Origin of the sequence: Saccharothrix ecbatanensis, assembly GCF_014205015.1 — a bacterium.
GTDB lineage: Bacteria > Actinomycetota > Actinomycetes > Mycobacteriales > Pseudonocardiaceae > Actinosynnema > Actinosynnema ecbatanense.
Genome location: NZ_JACHMO010000001.1, coordinates 5298804 through 5319829, shown reverse-complemented (window position 1 = coordinate 5319829; position 21026 = coordinate 5298804). Strand labels below are relative to the sequence as shown.

Genomic DNA, 21026 nt, shown 5'->3' with positions numbered 1-21026 from the left:
AAGGGTGGATGGGATGGCAAGTCACAGAGCGGTGCTCGCGATGCTCTCCGTGGTCGCGTTGGCGGCGGTCGCGTGTCGCGGAGGCGACGGCGCGGCCCCGCAGGAGGGCAAGGGCGGTATCAAGGTCGATTTCGGCGTGACCGGCGAGCCGTGCCCGGACACCGGCCACAGTGACCGGGGCTGCATCTACCTCGGCTCGATCTCGGACCTGACCGAAGGGCCGTTCAAGACGCTGGCGGTCCCGATCACCGACGCGCAGAAGGCGTTCTGGAAGCGCGTCAACGACCAGGGCGGCATCGGCGGCTACGACGTCGACGTCACGTCGTACGTGAAGGACAACAAGTACAACCCGCAGATCCACAACCAGGTGTACCAGGAGATCAAGGGCAAGGTGCTGGCGCTGACCCAGACCCTGGGCTCGCCCACGACCGCCGCGATCCTGCCCGACCTGGAGAGCACGCAGATGGTCAGCGTGCCCGCGTCGTGGACGTCGCTGTGGGGCGTGGAGGAGGTCATCCTGGAGTCCGGCGCGAACTACTGCGTCGAGTCGATGAACTCGGTGGACTACGCGGTGGACAAGCTCGGCGCGAAGAGCGTGATGGCCGTGCACCTGCCCGGCGACTACGGCGACGACGCCGCGGCGGGCGCGAAGATCGCGGCGGAGAAGCGCGGGGTGCCGTTCACGAACGCGGTCACCCAGACCGGGCAGGACAACCAGGGCGGCGCGATCGACGCGGTGCTGGCGAACAAGCCGGACGTGGTCATCCTGACCACCGGGCCGACGGACGCCGCCGTGATCATCGGCCAGACCGCGGCGCGCGGGTTCAAGGGCAAGTTCATCGGCACGTCGCCGACGTGGAACCAGGGCCTGATGCAGAGCCCGGCCGCGCCCGCGATCAAGGCGTTGTACATGCAGTCCGCGCCGTGGAAGACGTGGACGACGGACTCGCCGGGGCACAAGGCGCTGCGTGAGGCGCTGCCGTCGGTGACGCCGAACGACGGCTACACGTCCGGCTGGGTGTGGGCGTACCCGTTGAAGGCGGCGCTGACGAAGGCGGCGGAGAACAAGGACCTGACCCGGGCGGGGCTGCTGAACGCGGTGCGGCAGCTGAAGTCGGTGGACTACGAGGGCATGCTGCCCGAGGGCGCGGGCAACTTCGCCGGCAACCCGAACGACAGCACGTTCCGGCAGACGCTGATCTACAAGCCGGACGAGGCGGGGCAGACCGGGCTGGCCCTGGTGGAGGACTTCTTCACCGGGCCGACGGCGAAGGACTTCAAGTTCGAGAAGCCCTGCTACACCTGATTCCGGACCACCGCTCCGCTTGGACACCGCGACGCCCCTGCCACTCTTCCGGCAGGGGCGTCGCGGTGTCGGTTGGCTTGGCGTCAGGCGTCGAAGCGCCCGGCCTTGATCGCGGTCAACATCGAGGTCAGGTCGATGTGCAGGACCGGTCCGGTCGAGTTCTTGCTGTCGCGGACCGCTCCAGTGCCGATGTGTGCGACTTCGACGCAGTCGGACTGCGATTGGGACCGGGACGACTTGCGCCACGTGACTTCGACGCAGTTGGACTGCTCCGACCGGGAGGACTTGCGCCACGTCTGGGCTGGTTGCTGCATGGTTCACACGTCCATTTCGTCTCGCAGGGCGATGATTCGGCGCAGCGACATTGTCGCACTCAGCGCGACTTCGCCGAGTCGTGCCGCCCGACGCAAATAGGGCGTCGTGAACGGCTCGTCGTCCAGGAACGCGGCGGATCGCGCCATCTCGACGTGCACCACGACGGTGGGCGGCACATCGAGGACCATGAACGCCTCCACGCGTCCGAGTCGCGGCATCGCCTGGATCGGCACGACTCGGATGGTGACGTTCGGCCGCTCCGCCGCTGTCGCCAGCGCCGCCAACTGGTCGCGGTGGATCTCGTCGTTGCCGATCAACGCGGCTTCGCCGATGAGCGCCGTGTACTGCACGTCCGGCCGTGTCAGGCGTTCCTGGCGGCGGAGTCGTCCGGCCAGTCGTGACTCCACCTCGTTGGGCGCGACGCCGTCGTCGAGCATGAACGCACCGGCGTACTCGGGAGTCTGCAACAGACCCGGCACCAGCAGCGGAGACCAGTTCGTGATCTTCCTGGCGCGGTCCTCGTAGTCGGCCAGGGTCGCCGATTCGCGCGTCATCCCCGGCATGTTCAACTCCCACCAGCCGGGGTCGTTGAGCGTGCGGGCCATGGTCAGCAACTTGTCGCGTTGGCCGCCTGTCACGCCGTAGAGCGCGAGGAGACCGGCGACTTCGTCGGCCGAGATGTTGCGCTGGCCGGTCTCCAGACGTGACAGGACCTGCTTGGACAACCCGATCGACGCCGAGGCGTGCTCCAGCGTGATCTTGGAGAGCTTGCGCAGGACGCGCAGCTCCGCGCCGAGGCCTTTGGCCTTGGGACCAGGTGACTTCCTCGGCATGGGAACTCCGTTCGGGTGACTGCGGTTGCCAGTGTTTCCGGGAATGTGGGACGTTTTTCCGGGAAGGCTAGGGAGTATCACGTAGAACTTTGCCACACGCTGTGATCGGACGATCACGGGGTCCGTCGGAGCTTGGCGCGGTGATCAAGAAAGGGTGGGTCGTGACGGTGGGATCAAGTGGGGACCGGATGAGCCTCAACGTCAGCATCGGTGCGGGTGAGGAGCTTCACCTGCGTGGCGCGATGGAGGGACGGGTGATCTTGACGATCGGCCTCGGGATCGAGATCGTCTTCGATCGGGGGCAACTCGTGGCCCTGCACGACCAGGCGAGCGTGGCGCTGCGGGATGTGGACCTGGTGGCGGCAGCCGATGAACGGCTTGACGTCGTGTCCGACGCCGCCGCGTACGCCCGGACGGCAGCCGGACGTGCGTTGCGACAGGCCGAGTCGGCGCGTTCGCACGACGACGCCGAGCGGGTGCGCGTGGCGGCACGGGCGGCGATCGCCGCTGCCGACGCGGCGAACGCGGCGGTGGAGGCGGCGGTCGAGGCGATGTTGACCGCCGAGGACGCCACGGACAAGGTCGTGGCGGCAGTCGCCGCCGGGGAGGACACCGGCACGGCTGGGCGCATTCCGCATCTGGTGTGACGGCCATGCCGGTGCGGGCGGGGGCCGGCGCGGTCGAACAGCGGACGTGCGGTGATGTTCGCCGGCAGGGTAGGCCGATCGGTCGACGCGGAGCGGAGGGCGTGGTGGTCTGGCACAGGAGCTGACAGTCGGCCGGGGTTTCGTCCTATCGTGAGGTGTGTCCTGGTCGCCCGGGTGCGGGCGGCCCGGAGCCCGTCGCACCCGAGAACCGGAGGACGTCGTGTCGCTCGCCCGGGAACCGGACACCACCCCGACCACCCCCACCACGAAGACCCGCGGACGCGTCGAGCCCGACATCGACCCGGCGTCGACCCCCGTGCCGGGGCGGACGTACCCCGCACCGCCCGGTGTGGTCCGCTCCCTCGCCCTGGCGTTGCAGCGCACGGCGGGCAACGGGGCCGCCACCGCGCTGGTCAAGGGCTCCGGCCCGACCGTCCAGCGCGCGGACATCGTCGAAGAGCCGAGGTACGTGCAGTCCGGCGTGCTCCGCGGCGAGAAGACGGACGGCGGCCTCAAGAACGCCGAGTTCGACTTCAAGGCGAAGTTCACCCCGATGCCGAAAGGCGCCGATCGGCACCCCTTAGAGGTGCGGCAGGACATCCGATGGGACGAGGAGTACGAGGAGACCGCCGGAAGCGCGCCGCCGCACTTCGGTGGTGCCGCGGCGGGCGACTGGCACGAGGACCGCTTCCCCGACACCGACGCCGAGGGCGACCGGCCCGCAGCACCCGGCACGCGGTACGGCCACCGGGACGGCCCGTACGCCAACCAGTTCCAGGAACTGGAAGGCGACTTCGACAAGTACGTGGAGGCCGGCCACGGGAGCACCTCTGAGCGGCTGCTCGGCGAGCAGTACGACGGGAGCGACTCGCCGAAGGTCCTGCCCGGGTCCCAGGGGAAGTTCGACTTCCGGCTCAGGGCGGTGGACACGAGCAAGGGCGGTCAGGTCGTCGCCACCAGCGAGACCCTGACCGTCGACTGGAACGACGACGCCACCGCGCCACTGCCCACAGGGGCAACCGGCGCTGCCCCAAGGTTCGCCGGGTCGCCGCTGGTCGCGGACGTGGCGGACGGGCCATCGTGGGAACGTGATCCACGAGGTTGACGAGGCGTTGAGGCGGTTGGTCCGGGACGACGCGTTGCGCGGCACGGATGTCGAGGTCGCGTTCGAGGCGCCCACCAAGGACTGGGCCGCACGGCGGAACGCGCCCACGGTCAACGTCTACCTCTACGACATCCGGGAAGACCTCCGGCGACGGCAGCGCGGCCTGCTGAACGAGTACGACAACGGCCAGGTCACCGCCCGCCGCCTGCCGCCGCGGCACATCAAGCTGTCCTACCTGATGACGGCCTGGACCCAGCGGTCCGAGGACGAGCACCGGTTGCTGTCCGAACTGCTGGTGGGCTTCCTGCGGCACGAGTCGGTGCCGGTCGAGCTGCTGACCGGGTCGCTGGTGGCCCTGGGGCTCCCGGTGCCGATGACGATCGCCCTGCCGCCGCCCGAGGACCGCGCGTTCGCGGACGTCTGGACCGCGCTCGGCGGTGAGCTGAAACCGTCGCTGGACGTGGTGGTGTCCGCGCCGATCGACTCCGGCCGGGTGTTCGCGGCCGGTCCGCCGGTGGACGAGGGCATGCGGTTGGCCATGGGCGACGACTCGGTCTCCCACCGCGTGGCCATGAGCCGCAGGCGACCGTGACCAGCGGCAGCCTGCCTCACCTGTTCGCGCGGCTGGCCGCGCTGGAGCGGCGGATCCGGGCGGCGGTGGCCGTGCGGCGCGGCTCGGATCCCAACCCGGACGACCCGTTCCGCGGCCTGTACCTGTCCGACGAGGCGATCGACGCCCTGCTGGCGTCCCGGCGTGAGCCGTACGTGCCGTTCCAGGCGTCGGCGGCGTCCGGTCGGCTCGGTCGGCTGGCGGAGACCGCGCGGCTGTCGGGGCTGGACGTCGAACTGCTGCTGGTGGCGCTCGCGCCCGACGTGGACAGCCGGTTCGAGCAGTTCTACGGCTACCTGAACGACGACGTGACGCGCCGCCGTGCGACCGCTGGCCTGGCGTTGCGGCTGTGCGGGCTGCCCGAGGCGTCCGCGACGGGCCGTGCGCGGCTCGACCCGTCGTCACCGCTGCGGTCCGCCGGGCTGCTCGTGGTGGACGACCGGGAGCGGCCGTTCCTGTCCCGGTCGCTGCGGGTGCCGGACCGGGTGGTCAACCACCTGCTCGGCGACGACCTGGCGGACGCGGCGCTCGCCGGTGTGGCCAAGGTCGTGGACGAGGTGACGGCGGCCGACGTGGGCAATCTAGTACGCGCGTTCCGGGCCCAGGTGCGGCTCGCCTACCTGCGGGAACGTCCAGGCGGCGGTGCGCGTGAGGTGGCTGCCGCCGCGTTGGGCCACGCGGGGTTCGCCGTGCTTGAGGTCGACGCGGCCCGGCTGCGTGCCGAGGACGTGTCGACGGTCGCGGTGCTGCGGGAGGCGGTGCTGCGCGGCGCCGGGGTGGTGCTCGGCCCGGTGGAGGAGGAGCCTCCGTTGGCCGCGTTGACCCATCCTTCGGTGCCGCTGGTGGTGTTCGGCCCGAACGTGTGGGACCCGCGCTGGAGCCCCGACCCGCCCCTGCTGCACGACGCGGCGCCGCTTCCCGTCGCCGACCGCGCCGACCTGTGGCGCCTGAAGCTGGACGGCCGGCTCGCGCCCGGTGTCGACCCGGCCGCCGCCACCGCGCACTTCGTGCTCGGCCCCGGCCAGATCACCCGTGCCGCCCGTGCCGCGTCGGTGTCCGCGCTGGTCGACGGCGGCGTCGTCACCACGGAGCACCTGCGTGCGGGTGCGCGTAGCCAGAACGCGGCCGGCCTGCAACGCCTCGCCCGCCGCATCGAGCCCGCCGTCGGCTGGGACGACCTGGTGCTGCCGACCGGCGTGGTGGGCCTGCTGCACGAGCTGGCCGCCCGCGCCCGGCGCCGCGACCAGGTCATCGACCAGTGGCGGATGCGGCCGGGCGGTGGGCGGGGACGCGGCGTGACCGGGTTGTTCGCGGGCGACTCGGGCACCGGCAAGACGATGTCCGCCGAGGTCATCGCCTCGTCGCTGGGGCTGGACATGTACACGGTGAACCTGGCGACCGTGGTGGACAAGTACGTGGGCGAGACCGAGAAGAACCTGGAACGGATCTTCACCGAGGCGTCCGGCGTGAACGGCGTGCTGCTGTTCGACGAGGCCGACGCGATCTTCGGCAAGCGGTCGGAGGTGCGGGACGCGCACGACCGGTACGCCAACATCGAGAGCGCGTACCTGTTGCAGCGCATGGAGACCTTCGACGGGATCGCCGTGCTGGCCACGAACCTGCGGGCGAACCTGGACGAGGCGTTCACCCGGCGGTTGGACGTGGTGGTCGACTTCCCGCTGCCGGACGAGCCGCTGCGCCGGCTGCTGTGGGACCGCTGCCTCGGCGAGACCGCGCCCCGCACCGAGGTCGACCTGGACTTCCTGGCCGGCGCGTTCGAGCTGGCCGGCGGGCACATCCGGTCGGCCGCCGTGACCGCCGCCTACCTGGCGGCCGAGAACGGCGGGCCGGTGGGGATGGCCGAGGTGGTCGGCGCGGTGGCGCGGGAGTACCGGAAGCTGGGGCGGCTGGTGGGTGAGCGGGAGTTCGGGCGCTACCTCGGTCTCGCGGCGGACGGCGCGGCCCGGTGACTGCCCTTTCGGGCAGCGACCACCGCCCTCGCGGTCGTGGTCCGGCCCGTGGGGCGGGGTTCAGGATGGATGCGGGCTCCGAGGTACCAGGAGGCGACCATGCGTGGGCACGAGCACGGGCACGAGAGTGACGGCGCGTTCCGGCCGAAAGGCGACCGCGCCGAGCGCGAGGACCACGACCTGCTGGGACGCGCGGCAGCCGCCGGGCGACCGGACGTGCTGGGCCCCGCCGGGATGCTCGACCTCCAACGGGCGGTCGGCAACGCGGGCGCGAGCACGCTGGTCGAGGAGTCGTCCGTCCACGATGTGGTGAACTCAGGCGGTTCGCCGTTGGACACCGGCGTGCGCGAGGACATGGAGGGCCGCTTCGGCCACGACTTCGGCGACGTGCGCGTGCACACGGACGGCGCGGCGCACGAGTCGGCGAAGTCGCTCAACGCGCAGGCGTACACCGTGGGCTCGAACATCGTGTTCCAGCGCGACAAGTACGACCCGTCGTCCGACTCGGGCAAGCACACGCTGGCGCACGAGCTGACGCACGTCGTGCAGCAGCGCAGCGGCCCCGTGGACGGCACGGACGTCGGTGGTGGCGTCAAGGTCAGCGACCCCTCGGACCGCTTCGAACGTGAGGCGAGCACCAACGCCGACCACGTCATGTCCGCGTCTCCCGCTGTCGCTCCCGCTGCGCAGCGCGTCACCGACTCCGTGATCCAGCGCGAAGAAGCTCCACCTGCCGAAGAGGGCGAGGAGGAGAAGATGGCGCAGACCTACGTCGGGCCGGCCTCCGTGCAGCGGGAAGAGGACGAAGAGGCCGAGTAGGTCACGTCCCATCCGGCCCCTTGAACCCGTCGTCGATCCGCCACACCCCGGTGCCGCTCTCCTCCGCGCCCTTGGACGTGTTGCAGGATTGGCACATGCCGTGCAGGTTGTCCAGCCGGCTGTAGAACTCGGCGCGGACCGCCTGGTCGGACATCCGCCCGGTCTCGTTCCAGTGCTGGATCACCGACGCGTGCCTGGTGGTCGGCGATGAACGCGGCCTTCGCCTTCGCCTCGCCGGACTCGAAGCGCTTGGCCACCTCGTCGTCCAGGTTGCCCAGCACCGCCTCGACCTTGGTCTTCGTCTCGTCGAAGATCGCCTTGAGCTCACCGGTGATCCTGATCCGGTCCTGCTAGTCCTTCGACTTCGTCGCGTTCTCCGCCGCGGCGGACTTCTGCGCCTGGTTGCCCTTCGCGCCGGTCAGGCCCGCGACGGCCGCCAGTCCGGTGGCTTTCGCGTCACCGGTGGCGGCGGCCAGCGTCTGCGACTCGGACGCCCGCACGGCGGCCGGCGTGGTGTCGCTGTGCTCCTCGCCCTGCTTCTTCGCGGTCAGCGCCCCGGTGAAGTCGGGCTCGTTGGACCGGGCCAGCTGCTCCCCGGTGACGCCCGCCTCCGTCATCTTGGCGTTCGTCTCGTGATTGTCCGCGCTGAGGTCGGTCTGCCCGGCGGGCGCCTTGTCCGGCACGGCCTTCCGCGCGTCCGGCGGCAACGACCGGAAGGGCGGTCCGGGCCGCCCGAACGGGCAGCTGCACCTTTGGGCAGCTATCGGCGTACCCCGGCACAGCCTCGCGGTCGTTTCGCCCGCCGCCGAACCGCAGCAGCATCGACGGCACTCGCTCCGAGAACGAGCCAGACCCGAACCATCAGCACGACTTGGGAGGCACGGATGCCCACCTATCTCTCGCCGGGGGTGTACGTCGAGGAGGTGGAGGCAGGTGCGCGGCCCATCGAGGGCGTGGGCACCGCCGTCGCCGCCTTCGTCGGCTTCGCGGCCCGAGGCCCGTACAACACGCCGACGCTGGTCTCCAACTGGGCGCAGTACACGCAGGTCTTCGGTGACTTCCTGCCGGACTGCTACCTGGCCCAGTCGGTGTACGGGTACTTCCTCAACGGGGGCACCAACTGCTACGTCGTCCGCATCGGCGGTGAACGCGCCAAGAGCAACGGCCACGTGCCCGTGAGCTCGGGCGCGCAGGCCGTGCTGGGCGGCTACAAGGTCACCGCGCGGGAGCTCGGCGCGGGCGAGATCACCGTGGAGGTCGCCGACCCGGCCGGTGAGAACCAGCCGGAAGACCGGTTCACGCTGCTGGTCAAGCAGGACGGCAAGGTCGTCGAGACGCACCAGGTGAGCAGCAAGCGCACCAAGGAGCACGTCGTCACCGTCGTGCGGGAGAAGTCGAAGCTGATCACCGTCGAGGAGACCGCGCCCATCGCGGTGGCCAGGCCGGACAAGGGCAGCGTGACGTTGAAGGAGGCCGCCGCGCCGGCCGCGCCGCCGGCCGTGCCGCTCAGGATCGCGGCCGACGACTACGTCGGCGACGTCTCCGACCGCACCGGCTTCGGCGGCCTGGAAGCGGTCGAGGAGATCACCATGGTCTCGGTGCCCGACCTGATGAGCAGCTACCAGCGCGGCGCGATCTCGCTGGAGTCGGTGAAGGCCGTGCAGCTCGCGATGATCGCCCACTGCGAGCTGATGGGCAACCGGATCGCGGTGCTCGACCCGCCGCCCGGGCTGAACCCGCAGAAGGTCAAGGACTGGCGGATGAACGGCGCCGGCTACGACTCGAAGTACGCCGCGCTCTACTACCCGTGGATCAAGATCTTCGACCCGGCGAGCAACGACCACCTGTTCATCCCGCCCAGCGGCCACATGGCCGGCGTGTGGGCCCGCACGGACGCCACGCGCGGCGTGCACAAGGCGCCCGCGAACGAGGTCGTGCGCGGCGCGGTGGCGTTGGAGACGCAGCTGACCAAGGCGGAGCAGGAGCTGTTGAACCCGATCGGCGTCAACTGCGTGCGGTCGTTCCCCGGTCGTGGCATCCGGGTGTGGGGCGCGCGGACGCTGTCGTCCGACCCGGCGTGGCGCTACCTGAACGTGCGGCGGCTGTTCAACTACCTGGAGGAGTCGATCCTCAACGGCACCCAGTGGGTCGTGTTCGAGCCGAACGACGACGCGCTGTGGGCCAGGATCCGGCGCACCATCAGCTCTTTCCTGGTCACGGAGTGGCGCAAGGGCGCGCTGTTCGGGCTGACGCCGGACGAGGCGTTCTACGTGAAGTGCGACCGGGAGACCAACTACGCCGAGACCATCGACCTCGGCCAGGTCATCTGCGAGGTCGGCATCGCGCCGGTGAAGCCCGCCGAGTTCGTGGTGTTCCGCCTGGCGCAGATCTCGGGCGGCACCAGCCTCGTCAACGAGTAGTCGTCTCGTCCCGTCCACTAGTTAAGGCGGTTGGTCATGGCTCTTCCCGACCTCGACACCTCGGTCGGCCACTCGTTCGGCCTGGAAGTCGACGGCGTCGCGATCAAGCAGATCTCCGAGGTCTCCGGGCTGAAGATGGAGCAGGACGTCATCGAGCTCAAGCAGAACACGCCGGACGGCAAGTACGTGATCAAGAAGCTGCCCGGCAGGCCGAAGGCGGGCGAGGTCACCCTCACCCGCGGTCTTACCGGCGACAACAGCTTCGAGAAGTGGGTCAAGGACGCGCACTTCGGCAAGATGGCGAGTGCCCGCAAGGGCGGGGCGATCATCGTCTACGACTACGAGGGCCAGCCGATCAAGCGGTACAAGCTGACCAACGCGTGGCCGAAGTCGTTGGAGATCGGGTCTTTGAAGGCCGGCGACACCAGCGTGCTCACGGAGAAGCTCGTCGTCACGTACGAGATGATGGAAGTCGAGTGACGCCATGCGCAGGATGATGGCGGCGATCGCCCCCGACGTGTCCGCGGTGCCGGTTGTAGCTCCTGTCGGAGCTCCTGGTGGAGCTCCTGTCGTGGAGCCGATGCGCACGGAGTTCGCCTTCGAGTTGCCGCGCGGGTACGTCGACGACGGCGGCGTGGTGCACCGCTCCGGCGTGATGCGCCTGGCGACCGCGCGGGACGAGCTGGTGCCGTTGCGGGACGACAGGGTGCGGGAGAACGCGGCGTACCTGACCGTGGTGCTGCTGGCGAGGGTGATCGTGCGGATCGGCGCGGTGACCGACGTGCACGCCGGTGTCGTGGAGAACCTGTTCGCGTCGGACCTGGCGTTCTTGCAGGACATGTACCGGCGGGTGAACAGCGAGGGGCACACCCGCGCGGCGGTGGCCTGTCCCGAGTGCGGGCACGGGTTCAGCGTGGACGTCGCGGGTGGGCGCCTGGGGGAATCGTGACGTACGCGGCCGACCGGCTGCACGAGGAGGTCGCGTACGTGGCGTACCACTTCCACTGGTCGTGGGACTCGATCCTCGACCTGGAGCACCCGGACCGGCTGCGGTACGTGGCCGAGATCGCCCGGATCAACACGCGGATCAGCCAGGGACGGTGAGGGGCGATGTGGCCGTGGCGACGCGTTCGACCCGCGCCGCCGCCGGCGTTGCCGGTGCGGCGTGCCGAGTGGCGTGGGCTGCCGCCGATCCAGCGGGTGGTGGCGGCGCACCCGTTGGCGAACCCGGTGGAGCGCTTCTCGGGGACTTTGGCGTCGTGGCAGTCACCGGCCTACCTGGCGCCGTTGGCACACCGGGTCGGGGTGGACGAGCCGTCCGGGGTGATCGACGGCGTGGTGCAGCGGGTGGAGCAGGCGGAGGCGTTGCCGGGTGACCTGCCCGTCGCCCAACCGCCTGCACGCAAGCCGCGCGGGGGTGGTTTGTGGTCGCGGGTTTGGGGATCGGCACAACGCGAAGTGGTGCGGCCGGTGCAACCGGTGCAGCGGTTGGAGGTCGGCGAGGAGAGCGCTGAGGAGAGCGCTGAGGAGATCGCCGGCGAGTCGGGTGGGGAGTCGGGTGGGGAAGCTGCCGGGGATGTCGGCGGTGATCCGGATGCGCAGACCCTCGGCCCGGAACCTGAAGCCGCGCGGGTGCCTGAAGCCGCGCCAACGCTCGAAGCAACCCCAGGCATTCAGCCCGGCCCAGAGCCGGTGACCGGACCGGTGTCGGCAGTCCGGCCGGAGACGGAACCGCAATCGGGTCCGGAAGCCGCGCCGAAGCTGGACGCCGTGCAGAGGTTGGTGGCCGGACCAGGGCTGGACGCGGCACGGCAGTCGGTGGCCGCGCCGGAACCGGCACTGGCACCAAGGTCGGTTGTCGCACCGGAGCCCGGAGCAGCGCAGAGGCTGGTAGCGATGCCGACGCCGGAAGTGGCGCAGAGGTCGGTAACTGCTCCGGAGCCTGGAGTCGCGCAGAGGTTGGCGGTCGGCGCGGGGCTGGAAGTGGCGCAGAGGACGGCTGCCGCGCCGGGGTCGGAACCGGGGTCGAGGTCTGTTGCTGAACCGGGGCTTGGAGCGGCATCGAGGTCGGTCGCTGCGCCAGGGCCGGAACCGGGATCGAGCTCGGACGCTGAACGGGGGCTTGGCGCGGTATCGGGGTCGGTTGCTGCTCCGGAGTCGGGAGGCGCGCAGGGGTTGGTGGCTGGGCCTGGGTTGGATGTGGCGCAGCGGTCGGTGGCCGCGCCGGAGTCGGAAGCGGTATCGGGGTCGGTTGCTGCTCCGGTGCTGGGAGCCGCGCAGGGGTTGGTGGCTGGGCCTGGGTTGGATGTGGCGCAGCGGTCGGTGGCCGCGCCGGAGTCGGAAGCGGCATCGAGGTCGGTTGCTGCATCGGAGCTGGGAATCGGGCAGAGGTCGGTGGCCGCACGCGAGCTGGAAACTGGGCAAAGGTCGGTGGCTGCACCCGAGTTGGAAACCGGGCAGCGGTTGGTAGCTGCACCAGGGCTGGAAGCGGCACCGCGGTTGGTGGCCGCGCGGGAGATGGAAGCAGCGTCGGCGTCGGTGGCCGCGCGGGAGATGGGAGCGGCATCGGGGGCGGTGGCTGTACCGGAGTCGGAAGCTGTGCAGAGGGTGGTAGCCGGACCGGAGCTTGAAGTGGCGTCGAGGTTGGTGGCGGGATCGGAGTCGGCGACCGCGCAACGGTTGGTGGCCGGACCGGCGCCGGCAGTGGCATCGCGGTTGGGCGGGCCGAAGCTGGAAACGGCGTCGAGGTTGGCCGCTGCGCCGGAGCCGGAAACCGTGCAGAGGCTGGTCGGTACATCCACGCTGGAATCGGCACTGCGGTCACATGCCTCGCCGACCCGGGAAGCCGGACCACCGCCGGGAGTTGCACCGGCACCGGCGGCTGCGCAGGGGTCTGCGGTGACCGTCGGGTCGAATGCGCAGCGGTCCGTTGGCGAGGCCGTGCCAGCACCGGGCTTGTCATCTGGGCGTGGGCTTGGTGCGCCGATCGTCGGCGAGGTCGCTGGGCCGTTGCTCGGCGCACAACGTCAGGTCGGGCCGGTGGTGCAGCGTGACGTCGTGCCAGAGAGCGGAAATCCCGGTCGGCTGGTGCCGGGGTTGGGGCGGCCTCTGGTGCGGGACGCTCCGGCGGCTGAACAGCCGGTCGTGGCACGGTTCAACTCGCAACCCGGCCCTCAGGCCGACTCGCGGGTCGAGTACGTGCAACGGGAGGTCGAGGTTCAGCCTCCGCCGTTCGTGCCGGTCGAGTCGGTGCAGACCGCCGCCGCCGAAACGCCCCCAGCCCCGGCCCAGGCACCACAAGCAGCACAGGGCCAAGAGCCTGAGGAACTGCTCAAAAAGCTCTACGACCCCCTTGTCCGCCGGCTCAAGGCCGAGCTCTGGCTCGACCGCGAACGGCGCGGAGCGTTGACCGATCGGTGGAGGTGAGCGGAATGGCCGAGGTGGATGAGGCGGTGGCCGTGTGCTTCGTCGTGCGCATCGACGACGAGAGCCTCGGCTCCTTCAACAGCTGCGACGGGCTCGGCATCGAGTTCACCGTCGAACAACGCGAAGAGGGCGGCAACAACGGCATGGTCTGGCAGCTGCCCACCCGCATCAAGTACTCCAACGTCAAGCTGTCCCGCCCCGTCACCAAGGAGAGCGCCAAGATCATCAAGTGGATCGCGGGCATGGCGGCGGGCATCACGCGCAAGACCGCGATCATCGAGGCACGCACGCTCGCCGGCACGGTGGTCGCCAGCTGGGCGCTCTCCGGCGTCGTCCCGGTGCGGTGGAGCGGACCTCAGCTGTCCGCCGACTCCCCGAAGGTCGCCACCGAGACCCTCGAACTCGCCCACCACGGCTTCCTCAGCACGGCGAAGTGACGCCATGGCCTCCCCGATCACCTTCACCTCGGCGGGCTCCGGCAAGACGACGAGCTACGCCGCGCCGACCAACCTCCAGAAGGCCCTGCTCAGCGTCCACCGCCCCCCGAAGGCCGGCGGCGCCGCGAAGCCGGGCGACCTCATGCACGAGATCACCTTCCAGTTCAACCCCAAGGAACTCTCGCTGACCAAGAACGCCAAGTGGGAACGCAGCCGGCAACCGAACGTCGCCAAGAGCGGCACGCCGGAGTTCAAGGGCTCGGACCCGTGCAAGCTCGTCCTCGAAGTCTTCCTCGACGCCACCGAACGCATGGACGACGACGTGGTGAAGAAGGTCGAGCAGCTGTTCGGCTGCTGCGTGCCCACCGAGGACAGCCGCCAGCACGGCAAGGGCTCCCCACCATGGGTGATCTTCAAGTGGGGCGGCATGACGGGCTTCCCGGCGTTCGTCTCCAGCGTCAGCGCCAAGTACACCCTGTTCACGCCCGCCGGCGTCCCGGTCCGCGCCACCTGCACGGTCAACCTGGAGGAGATCGCGGGCGAGCAGGGCGGCCAGAACCCCACCTCCGGCGCCCTCGCCGCACGCGACTCGCACGTCCTCGTCGCGGGCGACACCCTGCAATCCCTCGCCTACAAGGCCTACGGCAACGCCGAGCTGTGGCGGGAGATCGCGGAGGCCAACGACATCGACGACCCGATGCGGCTGCGGCCCGGCGCACGGCTGCTGGTGCCCGCGTTGGAGGAGATCCGCGATGGCCAATGAGACGTTCGCCAACTCCCTCGTGGTCGAGGTGGAGAAAGGCCCGCTGCCCGCCGACGTGAAGTCCCTGCTCACCCACGCGTTCGTGGACGACAGCCGCAACCTGCCGGACGTGTTCGTGCTCCGCTTCCGCGACCCCGGGCACGTGGTGCTGGACAAGGCGAAGATCAAGATCGGCACCAAGATCGCGCTGAAGGTGCAGACGTCCGACCCGGGCGGCCCGCAGCCGTTGATGAGCGGCGAGGTCACCGCGGTCGGCGTCGAGCTGGACGCCACCGGCACGTTCACCGAGGTCCGCGGCTACGACCTGGGGCACCGGCTGTTCCGGGGCAGCCGCGTCGCCGCCTACCCGAACATGACGATCGCCGACGTCGTCCGCAAGGTCGCGCAGCGGGCGAACATCCCGGTCGGGCAGATCGACGACGTCAAGGGCTTCGGCCGCCCGCACACGCAGCTCAGCCAGGACGGCGTCAGCGACTGGGAGTTCCTGTCCCGGATCGCCGGGCTGGTCGGCGCGCAGATCGCGGTGGTCGAGGGGAAGCTGGAGTTCCAGCTCGCCGAGGAACCCAAGTCCGCGCCCGCCCCGAACGCCAAGGCCAAGGCGAACCCGCTGGTGCTGGAGATGCACCGCACCCTCCTCTCCCTGCGCGCCGCGATCACCGCCGCCGAGCAGGTTCCCGAGGTGCAGGTGCGCGGCTGGGACCCCGAGAACAAGCAGGCCGTGGTGGCCAGCAAGCCGTCGAGCGCGCTGGGCACGGAGGTCGCGGGCCTCGACCCGGTCGCGTTGGCCGGGAAGTTCGGCAGCCCGCCGTTCCTCGCCGGCGGCACGCACCGCAGCCAGGCCCAGGCGAACGCGGTCGCCGCCGCGCTCGGCACCCAGCTGGGCGGCGCGTGCGCGGAGCTGGCCGGTGTGGCGCGCGGCAACCCCAAACTGCGGGCGGGCACGGCGGTGGCGTTGACGAACGTCGGCGAGCCGTTCGCGGGCAAGTACACGCTCACCAGCACCCGGCACCTGTTCGCCGAGCAGGTCGGCTACACCACCGAGTTCACCGTCTCCGGCCGCCAGGAACGGTCCCTCTACGGCCTGGCCAACGGCGGTCCGGGCGGTTCGGCGGACCGCGGCCTGGTCCCGGCCGTGGTCAGCGACGTCCGCGACCCGGCGAAAACGGGACGGGTCAAGGTCACCTACCCGTGGCTGTCGGCGGACTACTCCAGCGGCTGGGCGCGGACCGTGCACCCCGGCGCGGGCAACGGCTACGGCGGACTCGTGCTGCCCGAGGTCGGGGACGAGGTGCTGGTCGGCTTCGAGCACGGCGACTTCGACGCCCCCTACGTCCTCGGCGGCCTCTACAACGGCAAGGACGCGCCGCCCACGCTCACCAAGGACCCGGTGGACGGCAACAGCGGCGAGGTCGTGACCCGCGGCTTCGTCTCGCGCAAGCACCACAAGGTCGAGTTCCTGGAGGACGAGGGGATCGTCATCTCCAGCGGTGACGGCAAGTTCGTGGTGAAGCTCGACCAGAAGAACCAGGTGGTCGAGGTGACCAGCGGCAAGGCCGTGACGATCAAGGCGCAGAACGGGGTGACCATCGACTCCGGCACGGGCCCGCTGGAGCTGAAGGGCCAGAAGATCACCGCCAAGGCCCAGACCGACGTGACCATCGAGGCGGGCGCGCAGCTCAAGGCGTCCGGCACGGCCGGGGTCAAGGTCGAGGGCGCGACGGTCGCGGTGACCGGCCAGGGCCAGGCCGAACTGACCGCGAGCGGCCCCGTGACCGTGCGCGGCGCGCTCGTCCGGATCAACTGAAGCTCGTCCGGATCAACTGACGTTTCGAAGGGGGAGGGGCGGATGCCACCAGCGGCGAGGGTCGGCGACCCGACCGGGCACCCGGGCGTGCTGGCGCCGCCGGGCGTGCCGACCGTGCTCATCGGCGGTATGCCCGCCGCGACCGTGAGCGGGCTGCACACGTGCACGTTCCCGGGCCTGCCACCGCACCCGCCGACGCCCGTCCTGCCGCCCGGCTGCCCGACCGTGCTGATCGGCGGCCTGCCCGCGGCCCGGATGGGCGACCTGGCGGGCTGCGGCGCGCCGATCGTCGTCGGCTGCCCGACCGTCCTCATAGGAGGGTGATGTGGACTTCATCGGCCGCGGCCTGGCCTTCCCCGTGCACACCGACGCCACCGGCTCGGTCGCGCTGGTCGGCGGCGAACGCGAGATCGTGGAGAGCATCCGGCTGATCCTGGCCACCGCGCCCGGCGAACGCCCGATGCGGCCCGAGTTCGGCTGCGCCATCCACGACCTGGTGTTCGCGCCCGCGGACGCGGCCACCGCCGGCCGCATCGCCTACGAGGTGCGACTGTCCCTGGAACGCTGGGAACCCCGCATCTCACTCACCGACGTGTCCGTCGGCTTCGACGAGGTCGACCAGGGCACCCTGCTCATCGACATCCGGTACGCGTTGCGCGGCACGAACGACCCGCGCAACCTGGTGTTCCCCTTCTACGTCATCCCGCCGCACGAGGCCGACGAGGAGGGCGCGCGATGACGTCCCTGCCCACACCCAACCTGGACGACCGCCGGTTCCAGGACCTGGTGGACGAGGCCAAGCGCCGCGTCCAGCAGCACTGTCCCGAGTGGACGGACCACAACGTGTCCGACCCGGGCGTGACGCTGATCGAGGCGTTCGCGCACATGGTGGACGAGCTGCTGTACCGGCTGAACCGGGTGCCCGACCTGCACTACCTGCGGTTCCTCGACCTGATCGGGGTGACGCTGTTCCCGCCGACCGCGGCACGTGGCGAGGTGACGTTCTGGCTGGCCGCGCCGCGTGACGTGCCGGTGGTGGTGCCCGCGGGCGCGCAGGTCGCCACCGAGCGCAGCGAGGTCGAGGACCCGGTGGTGTTCACCGTGGACCGGGAGCTGAGCGTCGTGCCGTGCTCGTTGACGCACCTCGTGACGGCGGTCGGGGACACCGGCATCCCGCCCGCGGACCGCACCGACGAACTGCGTGACGGCAAGGACCCGGAGGTCTTCGCCGACCCGCCCGCGCCCGGTGACGCCGTCCTCTTCGGACTGTCGGACGCGGTGCCCGGCTGCGCGGTGCTGCTGCGGATCGAGGCACGCGCGGAAGGCCGTGGCGTCGACCCGCGTGACCCGCCGTGGGAGTGGGAGGCGTGGAACGGCACCGGCTGGAGCCCGTGCGAGGTGGACCGCGACACCACCGGCGGCTTCAACCAGCCCGGTGACGTGGTGCTGCACGTGCCGGGGACGCACGCCGTGTCGGTCATCGCCCGGCAGCGCGCGGGGTGGTTGAGGTGCCGGGCCATCGCGCCCGCTCCGGACCGGCCGTTCTACCAGCGCCCGCCGAAACTGCTGTCCGTCACCGCCGCCACCATCGGCGGCACGACCACCGCCACGCACGCGGACATCGTGCGCGGCGAGACCATCGGCGTGTCGGAAGGCGTTCCGGGACAACGGTTCCCGCTCGCCCGGACCCCGGTCGTGGTGGACGACGGCACGCTCGTGGTGGAGGTCGCCACGCCGGACGGCTGGGAGGAGTGGCGCGAGGTGCGGTCGTTCGCCGAGTCCGGGCCGAACGACCGGCACGTCGTGCTGGACCGGGTCGGCGGCGAGGTGATCTTCGGTCCGGCCGTGCGGCAACCCGGCGGCGGCGTGCGCCTGTACGGGGCGATCCCGGCGAAGTCGGCCGCGATCAGGGTGCCCGAGTACCGGACCGGCGGTGGCCTGCGCGGCAACGTCGCCCGCGGGTTGTTGCAGGTCCAGCGCGACCCCGTGCCGTTCGTCACCACGGTGACCAACCGGCGTCCGGCGTCCGGCGGGGTGGCGGGGGAGTCGGTGCGCGACGCGGCGTTGCGCGGGCCGTTGCTGCTGCGGACGCGCGACCGTGCCGTGACGGCCGAGGACTACGAGGTGTTGACGCGGGAGGCCGCGCCGGAGATCGCGCGGGTGCGGTGCGTGCCCGCCGGACCGGGTTCGGCGGCGGTTCGGGTGCTGGTCGTGCCTGCCGTGGGGGCGCACGAGGAGTCGGACTTCGCCGCGTTGCAGCCGAGCGCGGACGTGCGCGGCCGGATCGAGCGGTTCCTGGACGAACGCCGGTGCGTCGGCGCGCGGGTGTCCGTCGAACCGCCCTACTACCAGGGGGTCACCGTCGTGGCGCAGCTCAAGGCCAAGGCCGGCACGCCCGAGGACGTGCTGCGGACCCGGGCGGTGCAGGCGTTGTACGACTACTTCAACCCGGTCAGCGGCGGGCCGGACGGTGACGGCTGGCCGTTCGGGCGGCCCGTGCAGTCCGGTGAGGTGTTCGCCGTGCTGCAACGGCTGCCGGGGGTCGAGCTGGTCGAGGAGATCAAGCTGTTCGGCGCGAACCCGGTCACCGGCGAGCGCGGCAACGCGGCGGCCCGGCTCGACCTGCCCGCCAACGGGCTCGCGTTCTCCTACGGCCACCAGGTGCGGGTGGCGCGATGACGACCCCGCACCCGTTGGCCGAGCGACTGCCCGGCGTGTACCTGGAGGACGGGTTCACGCAGCGGTTCCTGGTCGCTTTGGACGAGGTGCTGGCGCCGGTGTTCACCACGTTGGACGGGTTCGCGGGCTACCTGGACCCGCGGCTCGCGCCGGAGGACTTCCTGGAGTGGCTGGCGCACTGGGTGGCGCTCGACGTCGGCGAGGGCTGGTCGGTGCCGCAACGGCGGGCGCTGGTGGCGCGGGCCGTCGAGCTGCACCGGTGGCGGGGCACGCGGCGTGGGCTGGCCGAGCACGTGGCGTTGCTGACGGGTGGGCAGGTGGAGGTGCGGGACAGCGGCGGCTGCACGTCGACCGACCGGCCGGGTCTGGCGGTGGCCGAGAACCCGCCCCGCGTGCACGTCCGGGTGCGGGTGGCGCGGCCCGATCAGGTGGACCGGACCCGGCTGGTGGCGGCGATCGCCGATGCGGTGCCCGCGCACGTCGCGGTGGAGCTGGAGGTGGTGGGGGCATGATCGTGTGCACGCAGTGCGGTGAGGGCAACGCGCCTGGCTCGGAGTTCTGCGGCGCCTGTGGGACGTACCTGGAATGGGAACCCGCGGCGGCGGCCCAGCCCGTGCCGGGCCAAGCCGGGCCACCGGGCAACCAAGCGAACAGCCAACCGATGCCCTCGCCACTGCCGACACGCGGCGGACCGAACCAGGGGCCGCCGTACCAGCCGGTCCCGCCGCCGAGAGGCACCCGGTGGCAACCCCCGCCCGGACCGAACGCACCCGGACCGAACGCACCCGGACCGAACGGTCCGGTGCAAGGCGGCCCGGGTTGTCCATCACCCGGCCACTCGGGCTCGGGTTATCCGCCGCCGGGTCAGTCCGGGCCGGGGTTCGCACCGGCGCGGCAGTTCGGACCCGAGCAGCCACCAGGCCCGCCGAGTGCCCGACAGCATGGCCCCGAACAGCACGCGCCCGCACAGCCCGGCCCTGGACAGGGCGGTTCTGGACAACCCGGCGCGATGCAGCCCGCCCCACTGCAACCCGGCGCGATGCAGCCTGCCCCACTGCAACCCGGTGCGATGCAACCCGGCGACCAGAAGCCGACCACCGGCGGTCGCCGGCCGCGCTTGACCGAACGCCGCGCGGCCCAGCCCGGTGACCTGATCTGCGGCCAGTGCGGCGAAGCGAACCCGCCCTCCCGCAAGTTCTGCGCCCGCTGCGGCTCGGCGCTGGTCGAGGCCGAAGTGGTCGCGGAGAAGTGGTGGCGTCGCTTCCTGCCCAAGCGCAAGCCACCGGAGGCGGGCACCCGCCCCAACCGCCACCGCGCCGGCTCCGCCAGACGAGGCATCGGCAAGGCGCTCCGCTGGTCCTTCCTGGTCGCCCTGCTCGGCGCGGTCGGCGTCTACGGCCTGGTCCCGTCGTTCCGCAGCCTCGTCAACGGCCAGGCCACCTCCATCGTCAAGGACGTCAAGGGCCTCTTCGTCGTCGAGCTCACCCCCGTCCGCCCCACCGGCATCACGGCCAACGCCGAATCGCCCGACCACCCGCCGCTGATGGCCGCCGACAACGCGAAGAACACCTTCTGGCTCGCACCCGTCGAACCACAGCAACCGGCCCTCACGCTCGATTTCGGCCGTGAGGTGGACCTGCGCGAGGCCATCATCAGGGTTGGCAACCCCGACGACCTCCAAGCCGCGCACCGGCCCAAGAAGCTGCACCTCGTCTACTCGACCGGCAAGACGTTCGACCTGGACATCGCCGACACCCCGGACGAGCAGCGCGTCAAGATCGAGAACAGCGCGGGCGCGACCAACGTCGAGGTGCACGTGGTCGAGCTGCACAGGTCGTTGCGCGGCAACGAGGTCGCGCTCGCCGAGATCGAATTCTTCGCGGTGAGGTGAA

24 protein-coding genes are annotated in these 21026 nt (G+C 71.1%); 20 read left to right on the top strand and 4 right to left on the bottom strand.

Annotated elements, in window-relative coordinates; all coding sequences use genetic code 11:
• The first annotated feature begins 13 nt into the window (after positions 1-13).
• A complete protein-coding gene (locus F4560_RS22220; RefSeq protein ID WP_221483607.1) occupies positions 14-1306 on the top strand; it encodes an ABC transporter substrate-binding protein in 1293 nt (430 codons plus the stop codon).
• 83 nt (positions 1307-1389) lie between these two features.
• Here F4560_RS22220 and F4560_RS22215 read toward each other — a convergent pair whose 3' ends face one another.
• Both F4560_RS22215 and F4560_RS22210 read right to left on the bottom strand, forming a co-directional pair.
• Entirely contained in the window at positions 1390-1620 is a 231-nt protein-coding gene (locus tag F4560_RS22215; RefSeq protein WP_184922822.1) for a DUF397 domain-containing protein, read from the bottom strand.
• Positions 1621-1623: 3 nt separating this feature from the next.
• Entirely contained in the window at positions 1624-2454 is an 831-nt protein-coding gene (locus F4560_RS22210; RefSeq protein WP_184922819.1) for a helix-turn-helix domain-containing protein, read from the bottom strand.
• 188 nt (positions 2455-2642) lie between these two features.
• On the opposite strand from F4560_RS22210, the gene F4560_RS22205 reads away from it, so the two are divergent.
• The 5 genes from F4560_RS22205 to F4560_RS22185 all read left to right on the top strand — a co-directional run bounded on the left by F4560_RS22205 (position 2643) and on the right by F4560_RS22185 (position 7605).
• Complete coding sequence (locus F4560_RS22205; RefSeq protein ID WP_184922817.1) at positions 2643-3101, top strand: hypothetical protein; 459 nt, start codon at positions 2643-2645, stop codon at positions 3099-3101.
• 220 nt (positions 3102-3321) lie between these two features.
• Positions 3322-4206, top strand: coding sequence for a hypothetical protein (locus F4560_RS22200; RefSeq protein ID WP_184922815.1), 885 nt, complete (start codon positions 3322-3324; stop codon positions 4204-4206).
• Complete coding sequence (locus tag F4560_RS22195) at positions 4190-4798, top strand: Pvc16 family protein (protein ID WP_184922813.1); 609 nt, start codon at positions 4190-4192, stop codon at positions 4796-4798. Before F4560_RS22200 ends, F4560_RS22195 begins: the two co-directional genes overlap by 17 nt.
• Complete coding sequence (locus F4560_RS22190) at positions 4795-6786, top strand: ATP-binding protein (RefSeq protein ID WP_184922811.1); 1992 nt, start codon at positions 4795-4797, stop codon at positions 6784-6786. The genes F4560_RS22195 and F4560_RS22190 overlap by 4 nt, the downstream gene beginning before the upstream one ends.
• Before the next feature lie 99 nt (positions 6787-6885).
• Positions 6886-7605: an eCIS core domain-containing protein gene (locus F4560_RS22185; protein WP_184929301.1), complete on the top strand. Its 720-nt coding sequence runs from the start codon at positions 6886-6888 to the stop codon at positions 7603-7605.
• Position 7606: 1 nt separating this feature from the next.
• Here F4560_RS22185 and F4560_RS22180 read toward each other — a convergent pair whose 3' ends face one another.
• Positions 7607-7789, bottom strand: coding sequence for a hypothetical protein (locus F4560_RS22180; RefSeq protein ID WP_184922809.1), 183 nt, complete (start codon positions 7787-7789; stop codon positions 7607-7609).
• A gap of 23 nt (positions 7790-7812) precedes the next feature.
• On the opposite strand from F4560_RS22180, the gene F4560_RS22175 reads away from it, so the two are divergent.
• Complete coding sequence (locus F4560_RS22175) at positions 7813-7959, top strand: hypothetical protein (RefSeq protein ID WP_184922807.1); 147 nt, start codon at positions 7813-7815, stop codon at positions 7957-7959.
• Here F4560_RS22175 and F4560_RS22170 read toward each other — a convergent pair.
• Positions 7956-8312 carry a hypothetical protein gene (locus F4560_RS22170; RefSeq protein WP_184922806.1) on the bottom strand — a complete coding sequence of 119 codons (357 nt, stop codon included), beginning with the start codon at positions 8310-8312 and terminating at the stop codon, positions 7956-7958. The genes F4560_RS22175 and F4560_RS22170 overlap by 4 nt on opposite strands.
• A 177-nt stretch (positions 8313-8489) precedes the next feature.
• Between F4560_RS22170 and F4560_RS22165 the strand changes: the two genes are divergently transcribed.
• The 13 genes from F4560_RS22165 to F4560_RS22105 all read left to right on the top strand — a co-directional run bounded on the left by F4560_RS22165 (position 8490) and on the right by F4560_RS22105 (position 21025).
• Complete coding sequence (locus F4560_RS22165; RefSeq protein ID WP_184922804.1) at positions 8490-10025, top strand: phage tail sheath family protein; 1536 nt, start codon at positions 8490-8492, stop codon at positions 10023-10025.
• Positions 10026-10061: 36 nt separating this feature from the next.
• Positions 10062-10505, top strand: coding sequence for a phage tail protein (locus F4560_RS22160; RefSeq protein WP_033441628.1), 444 nt, complete (start codon positions 10062-10064; stop codon positions 10503-10505).
• 4 nt (positions 10506-10509) lie between these two features.
• A complete protein-coding gene (locus F4560_RS22155) occupies positions 10510-10974 on the top strand; it encodes a hypothetical protein (protein ID WP_184922802.1) in 465 nt (154 codons plus the stop codon).
• Positions 10971-11129, top strand: a complete 159-nt coding sequence (locus tag F4560_RS22150; RefSeq protein WP_106618461.1) for a DUF6760 family protein — start codon at positions 10971-10973, stop codon at positions 11127-11129. Before F4560_RS22155 ends, F4560_RS22150 begins: the two co-directional genes overlap by 4 nt.
• A gap of 1953 nt (positions 11130-13082) precedes the next feature.
• Positions 13083-13451 carry a hypothetical protein gene (locus F4560_RS22145; protein ID WP_184922800.1) on the top strand — a complete coding sequence of 123 codons (369 nt, stop codon included), beginning with the start codon at positions 13083-13085 and terminating at the stop codon, positions 13449-13451.
• A 5-nt stretch (positions 13452-13456) separates the two neighbouring features.
• On the top strand, positions 13457-13888 hold the full coding sequence (locus F4560_RS22140) for a phage tail protein (RefSeq protein WP_184922798.1): 432 nt from the start codon (positions 13457-13459) through the stop codon (positions 13886-13888).
• 4 nt (positions 13889-13892) lie between these two features.
• Entirely contained in the window at positions 13893-14651 is a 759-nt protein-coding gene (locus F4560_RS22135; protein WP_184922796.1) for a CIS tube protein, read from the top strand.
• Positions 14641-16455 (top strand): VgrG-related protein, encoded by a 1815-nt coding sequence (locus tag F4560_RS22130; protein WP_184922794.1) that lies wholly within the window; start codon positions 14641-14643, stop codon positions 16453-16455. Before F4560_RS22135 ends, F4560_RS22130 begins: the two co-directional genes overlap by 11 nt.
• Positions 16456-16497: 42 nt before the next feature.
• On the top strand, positions 16498-16779 hold the full coding sequence (locus F4560_RS22125) for a PAAR domain-containing contractile injection system baseplate protein (protein WP_184922792.1): 282 nt from the start codon (positions 16498-16500) through the stop codon (positions 16777-16779).
• Position 16780: 1 nt separating this feature from the next.
• Positions 16781-17194, top strand: coding sequence for a gp25 family contractile injection system sheath assembly initiator (locus F4560_RS22120; protein WP_184922790.1), 414 nt, complete (start codon positions 16781-16783; stop codon positions 17192-17194).
• A complete protein-coding gene (locus F4560_RS22115) occupies positions 17191-19134 on the top strand; it encodes a putative baseplate assembly protein (RefSeq protein ID WP_184922788.1) in 1944 nt (647 codons plus the stop codon). Before F4560_RS22120 ends, F4560_RS22115 begins: the two co-directional genes overlap by 4 nt.
• Positions 19131-19646 (top strand): phage tail protein, encoded by a 516-nt coding sequence (locus F4560_RS22110; RefSeq protein ID WP_184922786.1) that lies wholly within the window; start codon positions 19131-19133, stop codon positions 19644-19646. The genes F4560_RS22115 and F4560_RS22110 overlap by 4 nt, the downstream gene beginning before the upstream one ends.
• Before the next feature lie 497 nt (positions 19647-20143).
• The gene (locus tag F4560_RS22105; RefSeq protein ID WP_184922784.1) at positions 20144-21025 is read left to right on the top strand and encodes an NADase-type glycan-binding domain-containing protein; all 882 of its coding nucleotides are present in this window, start codon (positions 20144-20146) and stop codon (positions 21023-21025) included.
• The last annotated feature ends 1 nt before the right edge of the window (position 21026 follow it).